At 62.5% G+C, this 18,230-nt stretch carries 17 protein-coding genes and 1 pseudogene; 8 read left to right on the top strand and 10 right to left on the bottom strand.

Annotated elements, in window-relative coordinates; genetic code table 11:
* Nucleotides 1-35: 35 nt before the first annotated feature.
* Entirely contained in the window at nucleotides 36-1,298 is a 1,263-nt protein-coding gene (locus FKV68_RS12245) for a flavin-containing monooxygenase (RefSeq protein WP_180938103.1), read from the bottom strand.
* A gap of 349 nt (nucleotides 1,299-1,647) precedes the next feature.
* Between FKV68_RS12245 and FKV68_RS12235 the strand changes: the two are divergent.
* Together FKV68_RS12235 and FKV68_RS12230 are read left to right on the top strand one after the other, a co-directional pair.
* Nucleotides 1,648-2,118, top strand: a pseudogene (locus FKV68_RS12235) (alpha/beta hydrolase); the annotation flags it as partial.
* A gap of 551 nt (nucleotides 2,119-2,669) precedes the next feature.
* Complete coding sequence (locus FKV68_RS12230) at nucleotides 2,670-2,999, top strand: ATPase inhibitor subunit zeta (RefSeq protein WP_245181202.1); 330 nt, start codon at nucleotides 2,670-2,672, stop codon at nucleotides 2,997-2,999.
* A gap of 43 nt (nucleotides 3,000-3,042) precedes the next feature.
* Here FKV68_RS12230 and FKV68_RS12225 read toward each other — a convergent pair whose 3' ends face one another.
* The 5 genes from FKV68_RS12225 to FKV68_RS12205 all read right to left on the bottom strand — a co-directional run bounded on the left by FKV68_RS12225 (nucleotide 3,043) and on the right by FKV68_RS12205 (nucleotide 9,071).
* A complete protein-coding gene (locus FKV68_RS12225) occupies nucleotides 3,043-3,396 on the bottom strand; it encodes a DUF2200 domain-containing protein (RefSeq protein ID WP_180941477.1) in 354 nt (117 codons plus the stop codon).
* Between the two features lie 746 nt (nucleotides 3,397-4,142).
* Nucleotides 4,143-4,793, bottom strand: coding sequence for a hypothetical protein (locus FKV68_RS12220; RefSeq protein ID WP_180938102.1), 651 nt, complete (start codon nucleotides 4,791-4,793; stop codon nucleotides 4,143-4,145).
* Between the two features lie 51 nt (nucleotides 4,794-4,844).
* The gene (locus FKV68_RS12215) at nucleotides 4,845-5,870 is read right to left on the bottom strand and encodes a HupE/UreJ family protein (protein WP_180938101.1); all 1,026 of its coding nucleotides are present in this window, start codon (nucleotides 5,868-5,870) and stop codon (nucleotides 4,845-4,847) included.
* A complete protein-coding gene (locus FKV68_RS12210) occupies nucleotides 5,867-6,838 on the bottom strand; it encodes a peptidyl-prolyl cis-trans isomerase (protein WP_180938100.1) in 972 nt (323 codons plus the stop codon). Before FKV68_RS12210 ends, FKV68_RS12215 begins: the two co-directional genes overlap by 4 nt.
* 25 nt (nucleotides 6,839-6,863) lie before the next feature.
* Complete coding sequence (locus FKV68_RS12205) at nucleotides 6,864-9,071, bottom strand: DUF3604 domain-containing protein (RefSeq protein ID WP_180938099.1); 2,208 nt, start codon at nucleotides 9,069-9,071, stop codon at nucleotides 6,864-6,866.
* 334 nt (nucleotides 9,072-9,405) lie between these two features.
* Between FKV68_RS12205 and FKV68_RS12200 the strand changes: the two genes are divergently transcribed.
* Nucleotides 9,406-10,197, top strand: coding sequence for a hypothetical protein (locus tag FKV68_RS12200; protein WP_180938098.1), 792 nt, complete (start codon nucleotides 9,406-9,408; stop codon nucleotides 10,195-10,197).
* 634 nt (nucleotides 10,198-10,831) lie between these two features.
* Nucleotides 10,832-11,314 carry a transcription elongation factor GreA gene (greA, locus tag FKV68_RS12195; RefSeq protein ID WP_180938097.1) on the top strand — a complete coding sequence of 161 codons (483 nt, stop codon included), beginning with the start codon at nucleotides 10,832-10,834 and terminating at the stop codon, nucleotides 11,312-11,314.
* A 51-nt stretch (nucleotides 11,315-11,365) separates the two neighbouring features.
* On the opposite strand, the gene FKV68_RS12190 is transcribed toward greA, so the two are convergent.
* The 3 genes from FKV68_RS12190 to FKV68_RS12180 all read right to left on the bottom strand — a co-directional run bounded on the left by FKV68_RS12190 (nucleotide 11,366) and on the right by FKV68_RS12180 (nucleotide 12,872).
* Nucleotides 11,366-11,824, bottom strand: a complete 459-nt coding sequence (locus FKV68_RS12190) for a pyridoxamine 5'-phosphate oxidase family protein (RefSeq protein WP_180938096.1) — start codon at nucleotides 11,822-11,824, stop codon at nucleotides 11,366-11,368.
* Nucleotides 11,825-12,129: 305 nt separating this feature from the next.
* Nucleotides 12,130-12,486, bottom strand: coding sequence for a hypothetical protein (locus FKV68_RS12185; protein WP_180941588.1), 357 nt, complete (start codon nucleotides 12,484-12,486; stop codon nucleotides 12,130-12,132).
* A gap of 71 nt (nucleotides 12,487-12,557) precedes the next feature.
* Nucleotides 12,558-12,872 (bottom strand): hypothetical protein, encoded by a 315-nt coding sequence (locus FKV68_RS12180; protein ID WP_180938095.1) that lies wholly within the window; start codon nucleotides 12,870-12,872, stop codon nucleotides 12,558-12,560.
* A 230-nt stretch (nucleotides 12,873-13,102) separates the two neighbouring features.
* Between FKV68_RS12180 and FKV68_RS12175 the strand changes: the two genes are divergently transcribed.
* Nucleotides 13,103-13,243, top strand: coding sequence for a hypothetical protein (locus tag FKV68_RS12175; RefSeq protein ID WP_180938094.1), 141 nt, complete (start codon nucleotides 13,103-13,105; stop codon nucleotides 13,241-13,243).
* Between the two features lie 216 nt (nucleotides 13,244-13,459).
* On the opposite strand, the gene FKV68_RS12170 is transcribed toward FKV68_RS12175, so the two are convergent.
* The gene (locus FKV68_RS12170; protein ID WP_180938093.1) at nucleotides 13,460-14,143 is read right to left on the bottom strand and encodes a LexA family transcriptional regulator; all 684 of its coding nucleotides are present in this window, start codon (nucleotides 14,141-14,143) and stop codon (nucleotides 13,460-13,462) included.
* A 1,057-nt stretch (nucleotides 14,144-15,200) separates the two neighbouring features.
* Between FKV68_RS12170 and FKV68_RS12165 the strand changes: the two genes are divergently transcribed.
* The 3 genes from FKV68_RS12165 to FKV68_RS12155 all read left to right on the top strand — a co-directional run bounded on the left by FKV68_RS12165 (nucleotide 15,201) and on the right by FKV68_RS12155 (nucleotide 18,083).
* Nucleotides 15,201-16,322, top strand: a complete 1,122-nt coding sequence (locus FKV68_RS12165; RefSeq protein WP_180938092.1) for a hypothetical protein — start codon at nucleotides 15,201-15,203, stop codon at nucleotides 16,320-16,322.
* Nucleotides 16,291-16,740, top strand: coding sequence for a hypothetical protein (locus FKV68_RS12160; protein ID WP_180938091.1), 450 nt, complete (start codon nucleotides 16,291-16,293; stop codon nucleotides 16,738-16,740). The genes FKV68_RS12165 and FKV68_RS12160 overlap by 32 nt, the downstream gene beginning before the upstream one ends.
* A gap of 827 nt (nucleotides 16,741-17,567) precedes the next feature.
* On the top strand, nucleotides 17,568-18,083 hold the full coding sequence (locus FKV68_RS12155) for a helix-turn-helix domain-containing protein (protein WP_246452492.1): 516 nt from the start codon (nucleotides 17,568-17,570) through the stop codon (nucleotides 18,081-18,083).
* Nucleotides 18,084-18,230 lie beyond the last annotated feature (147 nt).

Below are 18,230 nucleotides of genomic sequence, written 5' to 3'. Positions count from 1 at the left end.
CGCTCCCACCGGATGAAATTCGTCTGCGGTCGGGATCACTGCGTCCGGACGTCGGAGGCGGTCCTTACCGACCGACGCCGGATATCGTCGGCCAACAGGGCTGCTTCCTCCGCAATGGCCAATATTGTGCCCGACCGCCGGGTGATTGCAAAAGGCAGGCCGGCAAAATACACACCCGGGACGCTTGCGAACCCGTTCTCGTGCAATGGCTGGCCTTCTGCATCGAGCACATTGGGAACGCGCACCCACCCGAAATCCCCCCTGAACCCGGTGCACCAGATCACCGTTGTGATCCCCCGCGCCGCGAGATCAATTGATCGGATCGGTGGATTGGGCAGACGCGCTTCAATCGTCTCCGCCGGGTCGGGCTCAGCCTCAGGGGCATCGATCCCGTTGCGCGCGATATAATCGTCGATCTGGCTTCGAACTCTGGCGGAGCCCTCGTCAGCATGCCGAACATGCGCTTCCGCTTCGTCGCTGAATGACAGGCGGCCGTCGTCGACGCCCGTGAGCCGACCCAATACGACGACGCCTTGCGCACTGAGGGACTGCAGGCTGATCGTATGGAGCGCTCCTTGCAGCGGCCTTCCTGGGATTGGGCCCTGTTCAAGTATTTCCTTGCGCGTCACGTCTATCAGTCCGCTAAGAACCAGCCAGATACTGATGTGACGACCTCGATAGGTTCGGGGCAGCCGGCCGACCCGGCTCGTTGCGAGAAACACGGTTCGCCCCGCCTGGGCCAAGTCCTCGGCGATTTGGCCGCCCGACTGGGCACTACCGACCACCAACACCGCTCCACTGTCGAGACCGGATGCGTTGCGGTAGGCTGATGCGTCGATCTGCCGTATTTCGGGCGGCAACAAGGCGGAGAAGGATGGGCGCACCGGGCAGTTCTGGTTACTGCTGGCGATCACCACGTTTCTCGCACACAGGGAACCGCGCGGAAGGGTAAGCCGGTACAGGCCGTCGCTCGCAACGAGGTCGGTCACCGGCGTACCGGTTTCCACCGGGAGGGCATGACGGCGTGCATAGTCCTCCAACATCGCAACAAACTCGCCGCTGGTCATTGCGCCGTCGGGATCGGCGCCGACATAGCTATCCCCGGGCATGACCGTTTGGATGTTCGCGGTATTCAGCCGAAATGAGTCCCAGCGCTGGGTCCGCCAGGTCTCCCCTATGCGATCTCGCTCCAGCACTCTATGACGCAAGCCGCGCTGCATCAGCGCATGACTGACACCTAGCCCCGCCCAGCCGGCACCGATGACGACGGCATCAAGGATGTCCGTTGCGCTTGTCATTGCGTTCCCCTCTGGCCGTCAGCCTATTGTACTTCGTGAAATCAGTAAACGGTCCGCTGTCCAGTACGGCGTTGCGGCTCCGCATGGCCAAAGTCGAGGACGGCAGCACTTCGCGAGGTGATGATTGGACGGCGAGTTTGACGCAAGCCGGACCTCTATTAACGTCTCTCAAACCGTGCGTCCGCCTGCGGCGCAATGAGCACATCGACCATCGCGCGGAGACAACGCCCGGCACTACCCTTGCCAAGGGCCGCGTTATACGATGTTTCCGACGGTCAGCGCGATCGGAATACAACAGGGGCTGTCCCCATGCCCTGCAAGAGCCGCCGCGTCTGAATGGAGTCCGATCTTGAGCGTTGCCTTCGTCAAGGAAGAAAGTGCCGAAACGGCTGCGGAAACCCTGCTGCCCGATCGACCGATTTCACCCCATCCGAACCTGGTCACGGAAGCGGGGTTGAAGGCGCTCGAAATGCAGCTCCGGCAGGCGCGCGAGGCCTATGATGCGACGAGCGTGATCGAGGACGTGAACGAACGACGGCGGCAGGCCGCAAGCCCCTACGGCCTCTTGCCGCGCATAGGTGCGCTGCATCTGACCGTGTATTCGTCCCCCAACGACCAGGCGCTTGCCATTTCGAGCGGGCTGTTCGGAAGCGTTGTTCGACTGGGGCGTCTGACCAGCGCGAGCATCGACTCCAAAGAGGCGGGCTCGAGCGCGCTGTGGAAGAATTCGCAGATGTCGGGCATCGCCGACTTTATCGAATACAAGGGCATTTCGGGCTTTGCGGGGCATAGCTATTTCTTGTCCGACCCGGCGGTTCAAAAGGATCTGGCTGCCTTGATTCGGGACGGTCTCAAGGCCGGTGATCGCGGTCGGCCGCTGGTGGAAATAAAACGTCCTTTCTGGAGCATTCTCAGTCGCACTGCCATGCATTCCCGCTGAGAAGAAATGATGACCGCGGGCACCTCCACCGCCGGGTCATGGAGCTACCACTGTCCTTGTCCAAGGACACGTCACTCCCGCTCGCTGGTGATCTCCATGTCGGTGATTTCCAGTCGAGATCGCGGTAAAATGCATTGAGAGATGGAGGACACGCAGATGCGGCGTCCTGACAAATATTGGCGCCGGCGCTATTGGGAAAATGTCGGCACAGAACTGTTGCTCACCTTGTTGGTCGCGATACCCATCGCGTTTCTGGTTTTGCTTGTCCTGACTCTGTAGTCATCGACCGCCTCCAACCGGGGTACGATTTAAGGAATGCAACAGAGAGAACGCGATGCCAAACGTGGAGGATGCCATGTTGAGGGACGCGTTCCTGTGCGGCGAGGGTCCGGCCTCAGGATGCCGAAAGACGCGGAGGGGGAAGGTTTCCCATGAACGGCCACCACGGGGATCTGCTGAGAATGGTACGCCGCAACAAGCTCCTTGGCATGTGGGCGGCGGAAAAACTGGGGCTCGTCGGCGAAAGCGCCAAGGCATATTCGGATGAACTTGCCGAGGGTACGCTCGACGTTGAACGCGCGGACGTGCTCAGGAAGGTTCGCGAGGACTTCAATGCCGCCGGCGTGGTGCAGACGGACGAGCAGATTCTGTGCGTAATGAGCGAGTTCTGGCTGGAAGCAGGAAACCAAAAACGACCAGGGAGGGCGGATGCGACCGATGTTGCCCTGGTGCAGATTGCCCGCAACCTGCAGACGAAATGACAGCGACAATTCCGGGCGGCAGTTTACCGTCCTGGCGGGCGCGTCAATTCTCGCGCAGGATCTTGTCCATCGCCTTGCCCCGCGCCAGTTCATCGATCAGCTTGTCCAGGTAGCGAATCTCCCGCATGGTCGGCTCCTCTATGTCCTCGACGCGGACACCGCAGACAACGCCCTTGATCAAGGCCCGCGAGGGATTCATTTTCGGAGCGTCTGCAAAAAACGTCTCGAAGTCGGTTTTCCTGGCCAGTTGAGCTTCGAACTCTTTCGGACCATAGCCGGTCAACCATGAGATGACCTGATCGACCTCCGCTTTGGTCCGCCCCTTTTTCTCTGCCTTCGCGATGTAGTGGGGGTAAACGCTTGCAAAGCTCGTCGTATAAATCCTGTGTTTTGCCATTGTTTCCGCTCCCAAAGCGACCTGCCGGGTCAGGTCGTTGTTGGCTCGATTATGACATTGAGCTGTAAACAGGTCTCCCGCTGTTGGCCCGAAGCGGACGTCGCACGTCAGGATGCTGAGGTCCGCATTGGGTGGTATGCGGAAGTTAGACGACGGGAGCTGAATGGGCACGATGCGCCATCAGCCGCCCTCGGCAAATCGATCATCAGATGTCGTGTTTGGGCCGTGTGCTCCTGTCCGGTTTCAGACAGAGCGATTGGATGAGACGACATTCGCAGCCGCATTCCAAGGCACCTCACGTGGAAGCGGGAAATCGAAAACATCGCGTTGAACCTTCCAGGATCGTCGAGCAGCATCATGAGCCGCTAGTCCCAGACCTGCGGGGTGTCGGCCTGGTAGAATGCGACCTCCAGTGGCCACTTTTCATGACGAAGGCTCGCCAGCCACGTGGCGCGGCCGATTATCGCATTGTTCCACGCCGCGCCCGGAACGCCGTAGATGACAGATGCGCTGAGCCTCCAGACGGAAGAGCAATTTTCAAGCCGGGAGTCTCTGTTTCCCCTTCCGCGCGCCGTTCATCCAATATGGCAGATAGCGGCATATTTCTTCTCCCCCGGTTTCATGGAATCGAGTGCGCGCAGATAGCTCCAATTGGTGCCGGACGCAGTGCTATCTTTGTAACGTGCCAGCTCTTTTCCACCCGACGTCAACTGGCTCTGGTTGTTCTCTCCCCTCAATGAGTCCGATCAGTAGCAGGGCGGATAGGGATAATAACCGCAGGCTGGCCGCCCATAATACGGAGCCGCCATGGCCGCTCCGGCGACAGCGCCGCCATACCAGGCCCCCCGGACTGCGGTTCGGCGGGCAACGCCCGCGAAGGAACGCGGGGTGAGCGGCATGCCGATGATGTCGATGAAGGTCGATGCCGGCCCGTCGCCGCCCTCGAGGCTGCCTTCCAGCACATTGACGTTGAAAGTCAGCTCGTCCCCTTCCATCTTCGGCGCATCCAATGTGACGACTGCGTCAACAACGTCACCACCGTCCTTGCTGAGTACGGACACGGTCGCATTGGGAGGATCGGCCGCAAAACTGTCCTTGCCGGAACCCCATTCTTCGATGAGGTGTGCGGTGAGCACGTGGCCCGCCGCCCGCACCGGCCGGTCGGCGAAAACGATTGAATTGGGCGATACCCCGGTCAGGACGAGTTTACCGTCCTTCATGCTTGCTCCCTTCGAATTGAGTACGATCAATGACGGCTCAACCTGGGGCTTTGCCGATCCAATCGTCTTCGTCGCCGGAGCCCTGATGGCATTCTGCTGTTCCTGTGCCGATGCGCCCCCGATCACCACCAGCGCAAGCGTGATCGCCAAACCCAAAGATTCCAGTTTGAACTGCATGGCGTTGTTCCTCCTTGATACTGGCCATTGGTTTATGCCGCGTCTGCCGCTTCAAAATGCTGCCACGCGCTCGATGAACCAGAACGATGCCATCGCGCCGACCGCGTAAGTTGAGGCGAGATATGCCGCGCGACCGTCCAGGATCGACTGCAAGGCCAACCTCAGGGCTGCGACAATCGCGATCACCGCCGCGATGAACAATAGTTGCCCGAGCTCGACGCCGACGTTGAAGAACAGCAGGGTGAAGGGGATATCGCTCTTGGGAAGCGCCAGATCCGCCAGCGCACCGGCAAACCCCAACCCGTGCAACAGTCCGAAGGCAAAGGCGACCAGCCATGGCCGTCGCGCCGTCAAACTGGGCTGACCGCGGTCGATGCGAATGATCTCGCATGCAAGCAGCAGGATGCTAAAGGCGATCGCCGCTTCGACGGGGGGACCGGGGACGTTGACGAATCCCAGTGTCGCCAGCGTGAGCGTGATGGAATGGGCAAGGGTAAATGCGGTGACCGTCAACAGCAGTGCGCGCCAGTCGCGCGCGATCAGGATCAACGCCAGCACGAACAGCAAATGATCGTAGCCGAACAGGATGTGCTCTATGCCATGGGCAATGAAAGTCCTGGCGACATCGAGACGTTCAGGGCGAGCAGCAATCTCGACCCAGGGCTGGGACGGGTGGACCATCTCGGTGGTGACCAGGCCCTCAAGCGAATGCACGCGCACCAGGACGTTGGTGATCGTCGCTTCCAGTCCGACAAACTCGATCCGTTTGTCGGAAAGACTTCCATCGACTGTCTCGATCAGACGCGTTTCGACAAGCGAATCCGGAAGGTCGCGGACTGCCGGAGCCGTCACGTTGCGTACGCCCTCCGGAAATCGCAGAACAACCGGAAGGCGCATTCCGGAGAAGATGGGGGTGCGCCATGTGACCGTGTAACGGCCTGGGGCGGTCTCATCGATCTGCAGGTAGGCGGGCCGTATCTCGTGGGCAGCAGCGTTCAACGTCGACGCAAAAACGGCTAGGGCGAGGCAGCCAAGCAAATGCCAAAGCGTCGCTGGCAACAGGATTCGTAGGCTCATTGTGTGGGCACTTCGAACTGAGCGCCGGCTCCAGCGGGCACCCGCAGGTCTCGGAGGTCGGTGGCGTCGATCTCAGGAACGGTGACGACATATCGGGACCGCATCTCATCCAACGCAATGCGTCTTATCTCGCGATATTGGTCTTCGATCCACCCGGCCTTGACGCTGGGAATAACCTCCGTGAATGCCGGAACGCGGCCGGGCTCCATGGCGTCGACCCAGACGAGATGCCATCCATATCCGGATTGGATAGGTCCCTCCCACTTGCCGGGCGTGAGCTGAAACAGCGCCTCGGAGAACGCTGGCCCGAACTCCTTCGCCATCTGTTCGGGGGTGGCGTTCCGGTAATGGCTCTGGAACATGAAGGGGTCGCCGACGGCGGCAGCTTCCTCCGGCGGCCGTCCGCCGATTCTCGCAAGTGCGGCATCCGCAGCCACGCGGGCTGCCTTGCCGTGCTTGTCGGGCGAGAAATACAGATGCCGGAAGCTTGCATGCGCAGGCAGCGCGAATCGCCCCGAATTGACACTGAACCAGGTCTTCAGTTGCTCGGTGGTCGGCTCCTGCAATGTCGCCACATCGGCGGCAAGGAAGTCCATCTTCTGGGCGAGCCTGCGTTTCACCACCTCGTCGTCCCGGTCGAGCCCAAGGGCTACGGCTTCGCGGAAGAGGATTTCCTGGGTGACCTTTTGCTCCGCCAAGCCAATAATCTGCTCGGGCGTGGGAGCCGACCGTCCCTGCGCCAGCCAGCTAATCGCCAGTTGCCGCACATCGTCCTTGGTCAACACGATCTCTTGCGCTTCAGCCGCCTCTTCCTGTCCGGGATTGAGGAAGTGGTAGCCGCCGAATAGTACGCAACCAACAACGAGGAAGTGCAGCAGCGGCTCGCGGAGAACGTTTTGCCACTTGCTGTTCACCATGTCGTCGACTGGTTCGGTCGAGGGTTCAGGTGCAATCGGAAACAGTTTCATGGTAGCCGTCTCCCCGACGCCTTCCTCACTGCACCACGGCCTGCACCTCGTAGTTCGCGTAGCCGAACTCATTGCTGCGAGCGGCGATGTATTTGTCGCCGGAGCTATAGACGGTCAGTTCGAACGGTGTCCCGTCGATCGTCGTGACGATGTGACCGTCACGGATTTCATAGGCCGCCGTCGATCCCGAGATGGGCGTGTGCATGACCTGCAGCAGGTCGTCTGCTTTGGGCGGGCCGTCGTTGAGCTGCGTCACGATGCGCTGTCCATCGTCACCGAACAAGACCTGGAAGTTCTCGTCCGTCACCGTGTTGCGAACTCTGAAAGCCTTGCCGACGATGAGTTGTTTCAGTTGATCGTCGGTCAGGGCCGTGGATCCAGATTTGGTCAGATCGGCAACCATCAGGCCACGTGCACCCTTTGCGATCTGCCCTGGCGTCGGCGTGTACCAGATCGGCGTCGTCCAGGCGCGTTCCTGCACGGTGGCGGGCGCATTGCTCGGCGGCAGGATACCGAGCTTCACGGCATCGTAGGTGCTCCAGCGCGGCGTCGGAATCTGCAGCACGCGTGCGTAATAGAAAGCGTGCAGGCTGGGATCGAACTCCGGGTCCGTCCAGACCGCCTTGAGTTCCACCGAACCGATGTCGTTGGTGTAGGTTGCCTTGGTGATGTCGACGGTGCTGCCGACAGGAGGCAGCTTGCCGCTCGCAGGATCGGGCTGGCGAGTGCCGGACCAGGCGACGTCGAAAACCTTCTCGAAAACCTGGCCGTGTTTGGTCCATCCCTTGATGATCTGTATCCGGTCGAGATTTCCGTCCGCCGGGTCTTTGACCGCCGCGACGACGAAGGAGGGAACCTTGCCCTCGGCCGCCGGTAGATCGCCGCCCATCGGCACGCCACTGGCGTAGGCAGTCTTCGGCCAGTCGGCATCCGCCAGAAGTCCCTTGTCATAATCCCATCCGCCGAACATGCGTGCCTGGATACGCACGCCACTCGTGCCATAGACTTCCTTGCGCTGCATCGCGGCGAAGATCGACTCGCGGGTGTTCTCCTCCGCCCAGACGACCGTCAGACCCGAGGTTCCGGTCTGCAGGATGTTCATGCCGGACGCCACCTTACCCGCAAGACGAGCTTCCGGCGTGGCATCGACCAGACCATGAGCGCCGAAAAAGTTCGATTGCGAGTAGGCGGTCACGGTGTTGTGCGAGTCGCCTGCGCCAACCACACCGAATTTGTACGGGTTGTACCCACGCGTCGCCTGCATCGCCAGGCCGTTTTCATAGGCTTCTCGCGTATAGCTCCCGTGTAGTTTCGAGGTGCTGTTGTCGAGGCCGATGAGGTAATTCATGATCTCGTAATTGGCGAATTCGTCATTGGGCGAGAGATCGGGGTGGGTTTCTGAGACGCCCTTCACCTGTTTGATCTCGGTCAGAGGCTCGTTGGTCATGCGCTGCTGTGCCCAGGCCGCATCCAACGGATTGCCCTTGCTGTCCACATCGGTCGGAAACATGATGCCGTTGGACAGGTTGGCATTGTGCGAAATGGCGAGCACATCGTTCCCCGCCTTGCGCTGGCCGTCCATCCAGTTCCAAAGGTCCTCCGGGTGGTCGGACTCAATCGCGGAGAACGGAGCCTCCGGTAATTTGGAACAATCCTTGAAGAAAACATTGCGGTGCATGTTCTGATTATTGGGCATCGACGTCCACTCGTACGAACAGAAGGTCGTGAATTGCCCCGGCTTATTGTACTTGTCGGCAATGGCAGTGTTCTGACTCCACACCGAACCGGTGAGCTTTGGGTCCAGCAGTTCCGGGATGGGTTTACCGCTGGCGATACTTCCAGCCATCCATTGGAAGATTTTCATCGGGCCGTTGTCTTTGGTGACCTTCAGCTTCGCGGCAACGGGAAGCTTGCTGATCGACGAGGTCGGATCGTTGGCAAGTCGGACGACGCCGACATACTCGGAATGATCCGTAACGCCTTGGAAATCGAGGGGCGTCTTGATCTGCACGTCGTAGCCCGCAGGATGCTTGATGGTCCGCCCCATCGAGTATTGGTAGGCCTCCTCCGGCCCAGTGACCGTGTTGCCGATGATGTAAGCATCCAGCGACCAACTCGTGTGCTGGTGGGTCTGCCCGAAAAAGGCGTGGCGCTCCTGCGCGACGACGGACGTAGCGGCAAAAACGAGGATTGTTGAAGAAAGCAAGAATGGTCGTCTGTTCATCCGGCACATCGTATGCATCCTTCCCTCGGCGGAACCTGCGGTGAATTGCAATGCGAGCTGCATGGATATGCAGAGTAGTATTGCGGCTAGTTGTTGCAGATTTAATACCCAACGACAATAGCCCACTCGGATGGTTCAGCGGGCTTTGCTCGCGTCCGCCTTTCAGCCGAAGCGTCACGGGAATGTCCCTGATTTAAGGCAGAGATGTCTTTTGATTTTCAGCTAATACTCCGATAGCTTGTGCTTCGGGCGAAAGACAGCTTGCTTGCGAACATTCGTCCACGTTGACTCGTTCGACTTGGCGAAGCCAGGGTCATCGAGTGATCGAAAATCAGGGGGAACAATGGGCTCGTGCATCATTCGAACGCTGGCGTCTATCGGTAGCTGTCTTATCGCCGGAGGTGCCTGGGCGGCAGATATCTATTCTCCAATGACCCCTGAGGTTCAGCAGACGACCACGGACAGCGGCTGGACGTTTTCATTCGCGCCCTATTTCTGGGCGGCGGGCCTGTCCGGAGACGTAGCACAATTCGCATTGCCGGAATCCCATGTCGACGCGAGCTTCAGCGATATCTTCGATCATCTCGATTTCGGCGCCATGGCCATCGGCGAGGCCCGCTACGGACCCTACAGCATCTTCGGCGACGCGATGTACACGAAGATATCAGGCCAAGATGGAACGCCGAGGGGTATCCTCGCGGACGACGTCGAACTTTCGTCCGAAACCTTCGCCGGGTTGCTCGGCGTCGGCTACGCCCTCTTTGAAGACAGTTCCGCGCGGATTGATATCGTCGGCGGTCTACGCGTGTGGTCGGTCGAAAGCGAGCTTTCCTTCAGCGGCGGCCTTCTCGATGGGGTTTCCAGGAAGGACGACGCCACGTGGGTGGATGGATTGGCCGGATTTCGCGGCACCTATTCGTTGACGCCGGAAATCTATCTGACTGGATGGGGCCTGATCGGCGCCGGGCAGGCCGATCTTGACTGGGACGTCGCCGCCGCGATCGGCTATCGGTTCAGCGACACGGTTTCGGCAGTGGCCGGCTACCGTGCCCTCGGGGTGGACTACAGCAATGACGGATTCGTATTCGACGTCGTGCAGCAGGGTCCAATTCTCGGCCTCGTGGCGCGGTTCTAGCGCGCCGAGGGAGTTTCCTATTCGGCGAATTTTGCTTTCCGAGGACAGATGTCGTTATGGGTAAGCTCGAGAGATGCGATCGTTAACACGCTCGCTGCCGTCCGATGCCGCGATCTCTCGTCTTTGCCGTCGTGAGCGGCTGCACTCGCAGCAAACCGTTGGTTTACAGGGAGGCCACCGCAGTGCCCTCGATCTCACCATCCGCCTCGACTGCAGTGGCCCAGCCGGGGGGGTGCTCACTTGATCTGCGTTACCTTTGTAGGGACGTTTGGTAGCTGCTGTTGGCGCTCCAGAGCGTCTATGTTGGAGAGGATCGCATTTCCACCCATTGCAGACGGTCGGCTCGCCGGAACGAGTGGCTGCTTTGGGTCGACAGCGGTCATCGATCAGCCAGCCGCAAACTTCCGCTCTGGCGCAATGCGACATCGACCATCGGGCGCAGACAAGGCTCGGCACTGCACTGCCTTGTCCAGGGACGCGTTATTCCAGTCGCGCTGACCGTCGGAAACATCGTATAAGGTTGATTGGCGCCGTCCGCCGAGCGGTGGACGATCGTCGCCGCAACCGTGGTGCTAGAACAGGGGCTTTGCCCCATGCCCCGCAAGAGCCCACCGCGTCTGAATGGAGTCCGATCTTGAGCGTTGCCTTCGTCAAGGAAGAGAGTGCCGAAACGGCTGCGGAAACCCTGCTGCCCGATCGACCGATTTCACCCCATCCGAACCTGGTCACGGAAGCGGGGTTGAAGGCGCTCGAAATGCAGCTCCGGCAGGCGCGCGAGGCCTGTGATGCGACGAGCGCGATCGAGGACGTGAACGAACGACGGCGGCAGGCCGCAAGCCCCTTGCGTGACCTGCGCTACTTTGCGGAGCGCGTTCGCACGGCTGAGCTTGTTCCCGACCCGACATCGACCGAAACGGTTGCCTTTGGCAGCACGGTCACCTTCAGCCGTGACGACGGGCGCGTGCAGACCTATCGGATCGTCGGCGAGGACGAAGCCGATCCCAAGGCCGGGTCGATTTCCTATGTTTCCCCGGTGGCAAGGATTCTGAGGGGCAGGGCCGTCGGCGACGTCGTGAGCGTCGGCGATCAGGAGCTCGAGATCATCGCCATCGCGTAGGGTGCTGGTGTCGCCACCCGGAGGGTGCAAGGGCTCTGCAAGCCTTTTTCGTCATGTCGGATCGCCCGGCATCGCCGCGCGACCGGTGATCTCGTCGATGTCGATGCAATAGAAGACGGGCGGGGCGGAATCGGCGATCTCCTGCGGGCCGGGCTTCAGGCCGCCGGGCTCCCACCAGTTGACGTGTTTTTCGAGCAGCGACCAGGCATGCAGGCGCTCGCGGCGCCATTGATCGGTATCCGGCAATTCCTGGTAGCGGCCCGAGAGGATGACGCTCTTCCATTGGTCATGGCTCACAAGCTCGTCGATCTGGACGCAGACCAATGGGTTGTCGCGCATCCACTCGACCTTCTGCCCTAGCATCGAGAAGCCGTAGAGGCATCGGCCGGTGAGCGCATAGTGGATCGGAACGATATAGGGCCGGCCGTCCCGGCAGCAGGCGAGCCGGCCGAGCCGCCCCGAGGCGACGAGCGCGATGCATTCCTGCTCGGTCATTTCCCTGACGAACATGACTTCCTCCTGAACGACAGCGCCGCGGGTCTTGTGAGGCCGCGCGAAGGATACTGTAGCACGTTCAATTGCTGCGTGTTTCTTGCAGCGGGCAGCTCCGGACGGCCATTGCCGGGAACCGCCCGGATACCATCCACGAAGGAAGCGTTAGGCCCTCGCGCAGGCTTGCGCCTTGATACGGATCAAGTGCGAAGCCGCGAAGGGTGGCGGGCTTCTTTGCGGAAGCGCCCGGGAGCGCCGACCGTGTCCTTTCAGGCACGCACAGGTGCCAGCAGTGCTTGGCCGCTCGCCTGCTCTTGAGCCGGCTACTGTTCAGCCAGGCTTGCGGGCCCGGCCGAGTGGTCCGATACGAGCGTCAGGCAAGGGGAGGTGGGCCTTGCCGCTCGAAGAGGTGCGGTGCCGGCCTTCGCTTCGCCCGCTCTTGCCTCGCCTCCTGTCGCCTCGCTCCCTGTCGCCTCGCCCATTTCGGCGCCGCGTGCCGCCTCGACGGTCGCATGCCGATGTTCCAGTTCAAGCGCGGCGGCGATCTTCTTCAACATTTCCCTCGCACGAAAGGCATGCCGCGCGGCGGCCTCGGCCTCGGTCGCGTAATAGGCGGCGCTCATCGCCTCGATCAGGTTCAAGGCGGCGAGGTTGACGACGGCGTAGGTTTCGGCGCGCATTGGGGAGGTTCCAAAGCAAGTCAGGAAAAGTGTGAAGCGGTTTTCCGTCCGGACTTGCGGCATCAAAGAATTTAGAATTGCTGGCGGTGATTGTGGGTGCCGACGAGGCGCTGGTCGCGGCCGGTGCCGCCGCCTGAAAATTCGCGTTCGCGGTTGAGGGCGAAGAAGGCGTCGTCGGTGAGCTCGGAGGCGGGCAGGGCCTCGCGCTGGAACACTTTGCCATCGGCGCCGAGATGCCAGGCGAGCGAGGCGAGGCTCGAATAGACGCTCGCCACAAATGTCTTCAGCGCCTGCTGGTTCTCGGCGTCACTCGACCGGCGGAGATCGGCGGCAAACAGTTCGTCGATATGGCCGTGCAGGCCGGATTTTATCGTGAGGATGGACATGCGGCCGCGCGCTCTCCCGGTCTCCGATGGGCCGGTCTGCCGGGCATCGGTCGTGTTGTTCGTGTTGGGAACGACATTTCATGCGACACGGAACATGTCAACACGTATCGTGTTGTTTTGGTGTTGGCGACATGGTTCGGGTTTGATGGGATTCGGGGAGAGGGGGCATGGAGACTGCGCGCCGCCGACGGCTTGCTTGTCCGGTGAGGGTGTGGAACCGGAAGTCTCTTGTGTCCAAGGACTTGGGCGCGCTGGTGAGGGGCACCGGAATGAGGCGCGCATTGTTCGGCTATCTGCCGCTCAACTGGCTTGATGAGGTGACGGGCTTTTCCCCTTGTTCCGTCATCCTCGGGCTTGACCCGAGGATCTAGAATCGAGCGACCGTACTTGGTTCACGGGGCACCATCGGCTGCCTGTGTTTGGATCCTCGGGTCAAGCCCGAGGATGACTGTGCCTTGCGTCAAGCCCGAGGATGACGGTGCCTCGGGCCAAGCCCGAGGATGACGGCCGAGTGCGGGAGTTGATATCCAAGGCGCCGTGGCTGGAGCGAAGGCGACCGAGCAGCCCAGCCGCGCACCAACTCCCGCTCACGCATTGCCGGCGAGCGCGATGTAGTGGACCGAGTGAACGGTGTTGGCGTCGAAGCGGAGTTCCTTGGGCGGGTTGAACTGCTCGAGCACCAGCTCGGCGGTGTTGTGGCGGACGAACTTCTTGACGTAGGCAAGCGGCGCGCCGTTTTCTTCGAGCCGGATCTGCGCGATCACGTAGTCGCCGCGCCTCACCGGGCGTCTGGGGTCGACGAAGCAGATCTCGCCGTCCTCGTAGCGCGGAGACATGGAATCGCCGGAAACCGAGACCGCATAGGCGTCGGAAATGTCCGAGAGGATCGGCGGCGCCATGACTTCGTACAACACATTGCCATTCATCAGGAATTCACCATCCACCCCGCCGACGGCCTGGCCGAAGACGGGGATCTTTTTGCCCTGGCCGACGAGCGGGGCGAGAACGGTACCGTTCGGGTCTTCGACCCCCGTGGTCCCCGCGGGCGCGGCGCGGTCGCCCGTCCGCCGGTCGCCTTCCAGCAGCCAGTACGGATCGACATCGAAGCGGCGGCCGTAGAACTTGGCCTCGGCGAGCTCGAAGTCGTTCTGGCCGTTTTCGTGGGCGCGATAGGTCGAGGCGATGACGCCAAGCGCGTTGGCGGCATCGGAGGCAAACCGATAGCCGGCCTTGCGGCGCGCCTCGCGCAATCTTTCAGCTTTGTCGCTCATGGATCGGAACATATTCCTCGCTCGTCGTCCGGAACATAGCGACATGCATAACACAAATCATGTTGACATGACAACACGAATGGTGTCATTCATGACGACATGGAAACGCGAACAACGGAGCGAGGGATGTAGAGGCGGCAGCGTGAGATTTTACCGACCTTCGTCCGGCTTACGCCTTTCAAGCCTTCGGCGGTGCCCTAGATCAGTCTTGTGGGCATCCCTTGGGGGCCCCGGGGGACTGGGCGGGGCCAGCAGAAGGGCGACGCACGATCTTCCCGGTTTTTGAGGTGTTGGTGGAGGCGGAAGTCCGCTTCCCAAATCCGCGCCCGAGTTTCTCGGGTGCGGGTGTGAACGGAAAGCGCCTTCGCACGTTCCCGAGGATAGGGATGCGGGGTGCGGACGGAAAACCGCTTCGCACTTTTCCTGCACCCCGGGGGTTCCTGGGATGCGGGGTGCGGACGGAAAACCGCTTCGCACTTTTCCTGCACCCCGGGGGTTCCTGGGATGCGGGGTGCGGACGGAAAACCGCTTCGCACTTTTCCTGCACCCCGGGGGTTTTTGGGATGCGGGGTGCGGACGGAAAACCGCACTTTTCCTGCACTCGGGGGTTCCTGGGATGCGGGGTGCGGACGGAAAACCGCACTTTTCCTGCACCCCGGGGCTCTTGGGATGCGGGGTGCGGACGGAAAACCGCTTCGCACTTTTCCTGCACCCCGCAGGAACTGATCGCCGCTCTCCTCCCCGGCGATCAGCGCGAAGCCCTGTCGGCTGACTTTCAACCGACAGGGCTTCGCACCAGCTCATCTCGGCCGGCCGCGGCCGGGCGGCTGAGGGAGGAGGTCCTGCGGCCGGTTCGGCGCCTGCGGGAATTCGAGAACATCGATGGGATGCGCGGCGAAATCGGCGCCGCGAGGGGGAACTCCGCGCGGGCAGGATGCGGCGCGTGATCTCTTGTGTCTCTTGGGGCGGCGCGCCGGTCCGAGGGGTGAGGTGGAAATTCAAACGGTAGCGGCGTCCCGCGAGGCGCGGCGCTGCTCGTGAAAGGCGGAAGGCAGGAATGAGGGAAGCGGTATTGCGGATCTCGGCGATCGTGGCGGCGCTGGTGGAGGCGGGGGCGACGCCGGAGATTATCCTTTCGGCGGTCTCGGCCGCCGAGGCACATGCGCGCAACGCCTTGGAGAAGCGCCGGGCGTCCGACCGCGCCCGCCAGCAGCGCCGCCGGCAAAGGCTGGCGCGGGAGGAAGCGGAGGGAGTTCAGGGCGAGGGGCTGGTTTGCCCGCGTCACGCGACGGCCGGTGACAGCCCCGTGACGGAGCGTGACGCCCCCCTTCCCGATAAAGAAAGGTCCCCCGCACCCCCTAAAGAAATTAACCCAACCCCGAACCCAATAGCCGCCGGGTCGGCCGTTGCTGGCCGGGTCGTCACCGGCACGGCGCTCGGCGCTCTACGCCCGGCTGGCTTCAGTCCGACTGGCGCAGGCCTCGCCGGCTCGGGTCTTCGGCGCCCTGATGCCGCCGCCGGGGTTTTCCCGGCTGGAGCTGGCGAAGCTGGGACCCGGCAGGCTGCGCATCAGGGCGCAGCAGATCGGGAGGTTGTGCGTCCGGAGGCGGGACACGGGCATGCTGCGCGTGCGGAGCGACCATGGGCCGAGCATCGGCAGCCCAGGGGTCACGAGCTCGAAGCGGCTGCGCGCCGGGGCGGCGAAAGCCCGGAGCGGGAGCACGGGCAAGCCAGGCATCGGCCGGCCAGCCGGGGCGAGGGCAATCGGGGAGAGGCCACGCGAGCAGAGGCCAATCGCGGAGAGGGTAGGCGGCGGGGGATGCGGCTGCCCGACGCGTTCCTGCCCGACTGGGATTTCGCGGCGGGCGCGGGCTTCGGCCGGGCGGAGGCGGAGGCCGAGTTCGAGAAATTCCGCGACTACTGGCGCGCCAAGGCCGGGCGCGAGGCGACCAAGCTCGACTGGCAGGCGACCTGGCGCAACTGGATCCGCAATGCCGGCCGGCCGCGGGCTTTTGGCGGGCGGGCGCCGCCCGGCGGCGTCGGCGGCAAGGGGAATTTCAGGGCGCACCAGGACGAGGTGCAACGCGAACTCGACAGGGCATTGGGACGGGCAGGCGATGACGACTTTACCGGCACGACTTTCGAACTTGAACGAAGAGATTGGCAGGCTCGCCGATAGGCTGAAGCCGGCGCCGCCGGAGCGCGTGGCCGAGTGCCTCAATGCGCTGAAGCGCGGCGGCATGGTGGCGCCGGCTACGATCGCGCCCGCCGATTTCCTGCGCGAATACACGCTGGCACTTTCGAACGTGCCGGCATGCGGGCTGATGGCGGCGATCGTGAAGCTGAAGCGCGGCGAATATGCTACGGTGAAGCCCGCCTTCATGCCGATGCCGGCGGAACTCGCGGCGCTTTCCCGAAAGGAGGCGCTGGGCGCCAGGGAGGATATGTCCCGGGCGCGTGCGACGGCGGAGACCCTGCAGGCGCTTGCGCGTCCCGCGCCTTCGCCGGAAAGCAAGCAGCGGGTGCGGGCGATCCTCGCCCCTTTTCGCGAGCAGGCCGAGCCGGAAGCGCCGTCCTTCCCGGAGCAGGACCGATGACGGGAGTGCGCGCGGCTGCCGCCGTGGAACCTCATGCCTGTGACGAACGTGGGATGACGGAGTCCCGGTTGGCTGCACAAAGTGCAGCAACCGTAGAACATGCCTCGGCTCGATCTGGCTCAGCCATAGCGCCGTCCTCCCGTGCTCGTCACAGGAATCCAGTGCGCCCAAGTCCTGGGGTGCGGGAGAAGCTTGCGTTGGGCCGGACGATGGCGCCGGTTTCGCGGCGTCTGTGCGGCCAGACGGAGTCATCCACGGCGCCGACGCGCCGTGGCTGGATCCCTGTGACGAGCACAGGGATGAGGGCGTGCTGGGATGGTCGCCCAGGAGTGGTGCAGGGAAGGGGTGTTTGTCGCCCAAGCCGGGTGCAGGGAATGGCCGCCCAAGACGTGTGCAGGGGGAGACGAAAATGCCGGGCTTGAGTGCACAGAGCATCAACCGTCGAACACGCCTCGGCCGGCTCGATCTAGCACAGCTTCAGCCTCCCTCTCCGTCATTCCTGTGCTCGTCACAGGAATCCAGTGCGCCCAAGTCCTTGGGCGCGGGAGAAGCTTGCGCAAAGCGGGATTCTGGCGCCGCTTTCGCAGCGTCTGTGCGGCCAGACGGAATCATCGACGGCGCCGACGCGCCGCGGCTGGATCCCTGTGGCAGGCACAGGGATGAGGGAGTGCTGGGGGTGGCCGCACAAGACGGGTGCAGGAATGAGCGCGGATTGGCGATGAAGTTCAGCAGGACTGAAAAACATTAGCCGGCGAAATGATTGAGTCCTTAAGAGCCGCGGAAACGCGAAACGCCGGCAGCACGCCGGCAGGAAACAGGAGTAAGCAGTGACGAATCATTTGGAAGGGACACAGTCGCAACTGACGCGGCTCACCCGGCATTACGGCGCCGTGCGCGAACGGCTGGTCAGGCCGGCAAACGCGGTCGTCTCGGCGGCTGCGGCTGCGGAGCTCGAAAGGCGGCTTCAGGCGCTTGCGGGCGACAATGCAGCGAAGGCGAGGCGGATCGCCGCGCTCGAGACGGAGTTAGCCGATGCCGGGGCGCGGCTGATCGCCCAGGCGCAGGCGCTGCTTGGGCAAAGGCCGGGCGAGGCGGCCGAGGACGGCGACCGGCCGCCGGTCGAGCAGATCGTTGCGGCGGTGCTCGAAGGTTTCCCCGGTGTCACCTGGGAGGACATCATCAGCGTGCGACGCGAGCGCCGCCTGGTCGAACCCCGGCACGCCTGCATGCGCGCGGTATACGACGCCCGCAAGGACCTCTCACTGCCGCTGCTCGGCCGCATCTTCCACCGCAAGCACACGACCGTGCTCGGCGTGGTGCAACGGAGATCGGCGGATGCCTGAGCCGGTTGTGGCGCTGGTGTTTCGTGCAAGCCTTTCAATGGTTTGGGCGTGATTTCGGAGAAACAGATTCATGTTCTCTGGCCGCGACCCGGGGCAACGACCGCAGACACTTTTCCTGCTCCGCTTCTTTGCTGGCGCGGGGCGGAA

This window comes from Sinorhizobium mexicanum, from assembly GCF_013488225.1.
GTDB lineage: Bacteria > Pseudomonadota > Alphaproteobacteria > Rhizobiales > Rhizobiaceae > Sinorhizobium > Sinorhizobium mexicanum.
The sequence above is the reverse complement of the archived record's forward strand: the minus strand, read 5'-3'. Positions and strand labels throughout refer to the sequence as shown.

What these genes read in the sequence shown, in the direction of transcription:
- FKV68_RS12210 (WP_180938100.1), bottom strand. Translation starts at nt 6,838, where the DNA reads ATGAAACTGTTTCCGATTGCACCTGAACCCTCGACCGAACCAGTCGAC.
- FKV68_RS12215 (WP_180938101.1), bottom strand. Translation starts at nt 5,870, where the DNA reads ATGAGCCTACGAATCCTGTTGCCAGCGACGCTTTGGCATTTGCTTGGC.
- FKV68_RS12245 (WP_180938103.1), bottom strand. Translation starts at nt 1,298, where the DNA reads ATGACAAGCGCAACGGACATCCTTGATGCCGTCGTCATCGGTGCCGGC.
- FKV68_RS12185 (WP_180941588.1), bottom strand. Translation starts at nt 12,486, where the DNA reads ATGCGCGCCGAAACCTACGCCGTCGTCAACCTCGCCGCCTTGAACCTG.
- FKV68_RS12230 (WP_245181202.1), top strand. Translation starts at nt 2,670, where the DNA reads ATGAACGGCCACCACGGGGATCTGCTGAGAATGGTACGCCGCAACAAG.
- FKV68_RS12180 (WP_180938095.1), bottom strand. Translation starts at nt 12,872, where the DNA reads ATGTCCATCCTCACGATAAAATCCGGCCTGCACGGCCATATCGACGAA.
- FKV68_RS12200 (WP_180938098.1), top strand. Translation starts at nt 9,406, where the DNA reads ATGGGCTCGTGCATCATTCGAACGCTGGCGTCTATCGGTAGCTGTCTT.
- FKV68_RS12205 (WP_180938099.1), bottom strand. Translation starts at nt 9,071, where the DNA reads ATGTGCCGGATGAACAGACGACCATTCTTGCTTTCTTCAACAATCCTC.
- FKV68_RS12225 (WP_180941477.1), bottom strand. Translation starts at nt 3,396, where the DNA reads ATGGCAAAACACAGGATTTATACGACGAGCTTTGCAAGCGTTTACCCC.
- FKV68_RS12170 (WP_180938093.1), bottom strand. Translation starts at nt 14,143, where the DNA reads ATGAGCGACAAAGCTGAAAGATTGCGCGAGGCGCGCCGCAAGGCCGGC.
- FKV68_RS12190 (WP_180938096.1), bottom strand. Translation starts at nt 11,824, where the DNA reads ATGTTCGTCAGGGAAATGACCGAGCAGGAATGCATCGCGCTCGTCGCC.
- FKV68_RS12220 (WP_180938102.1), bottom strand. Translation starts at nt 4,793, where the DNA reads ATGCAGTTCAAACTGGAATCTTTGGGTTTGGCGATCACGCTTGCGCTG.
- FKV68_RS12165 (WP_180938092.1), top strand. Translation starts at nt 15,201, where the DNA reads ATGAGGGAAGCGGTATTGCGGATCTCGGCGATCGTGGCGGCGCTGGTG.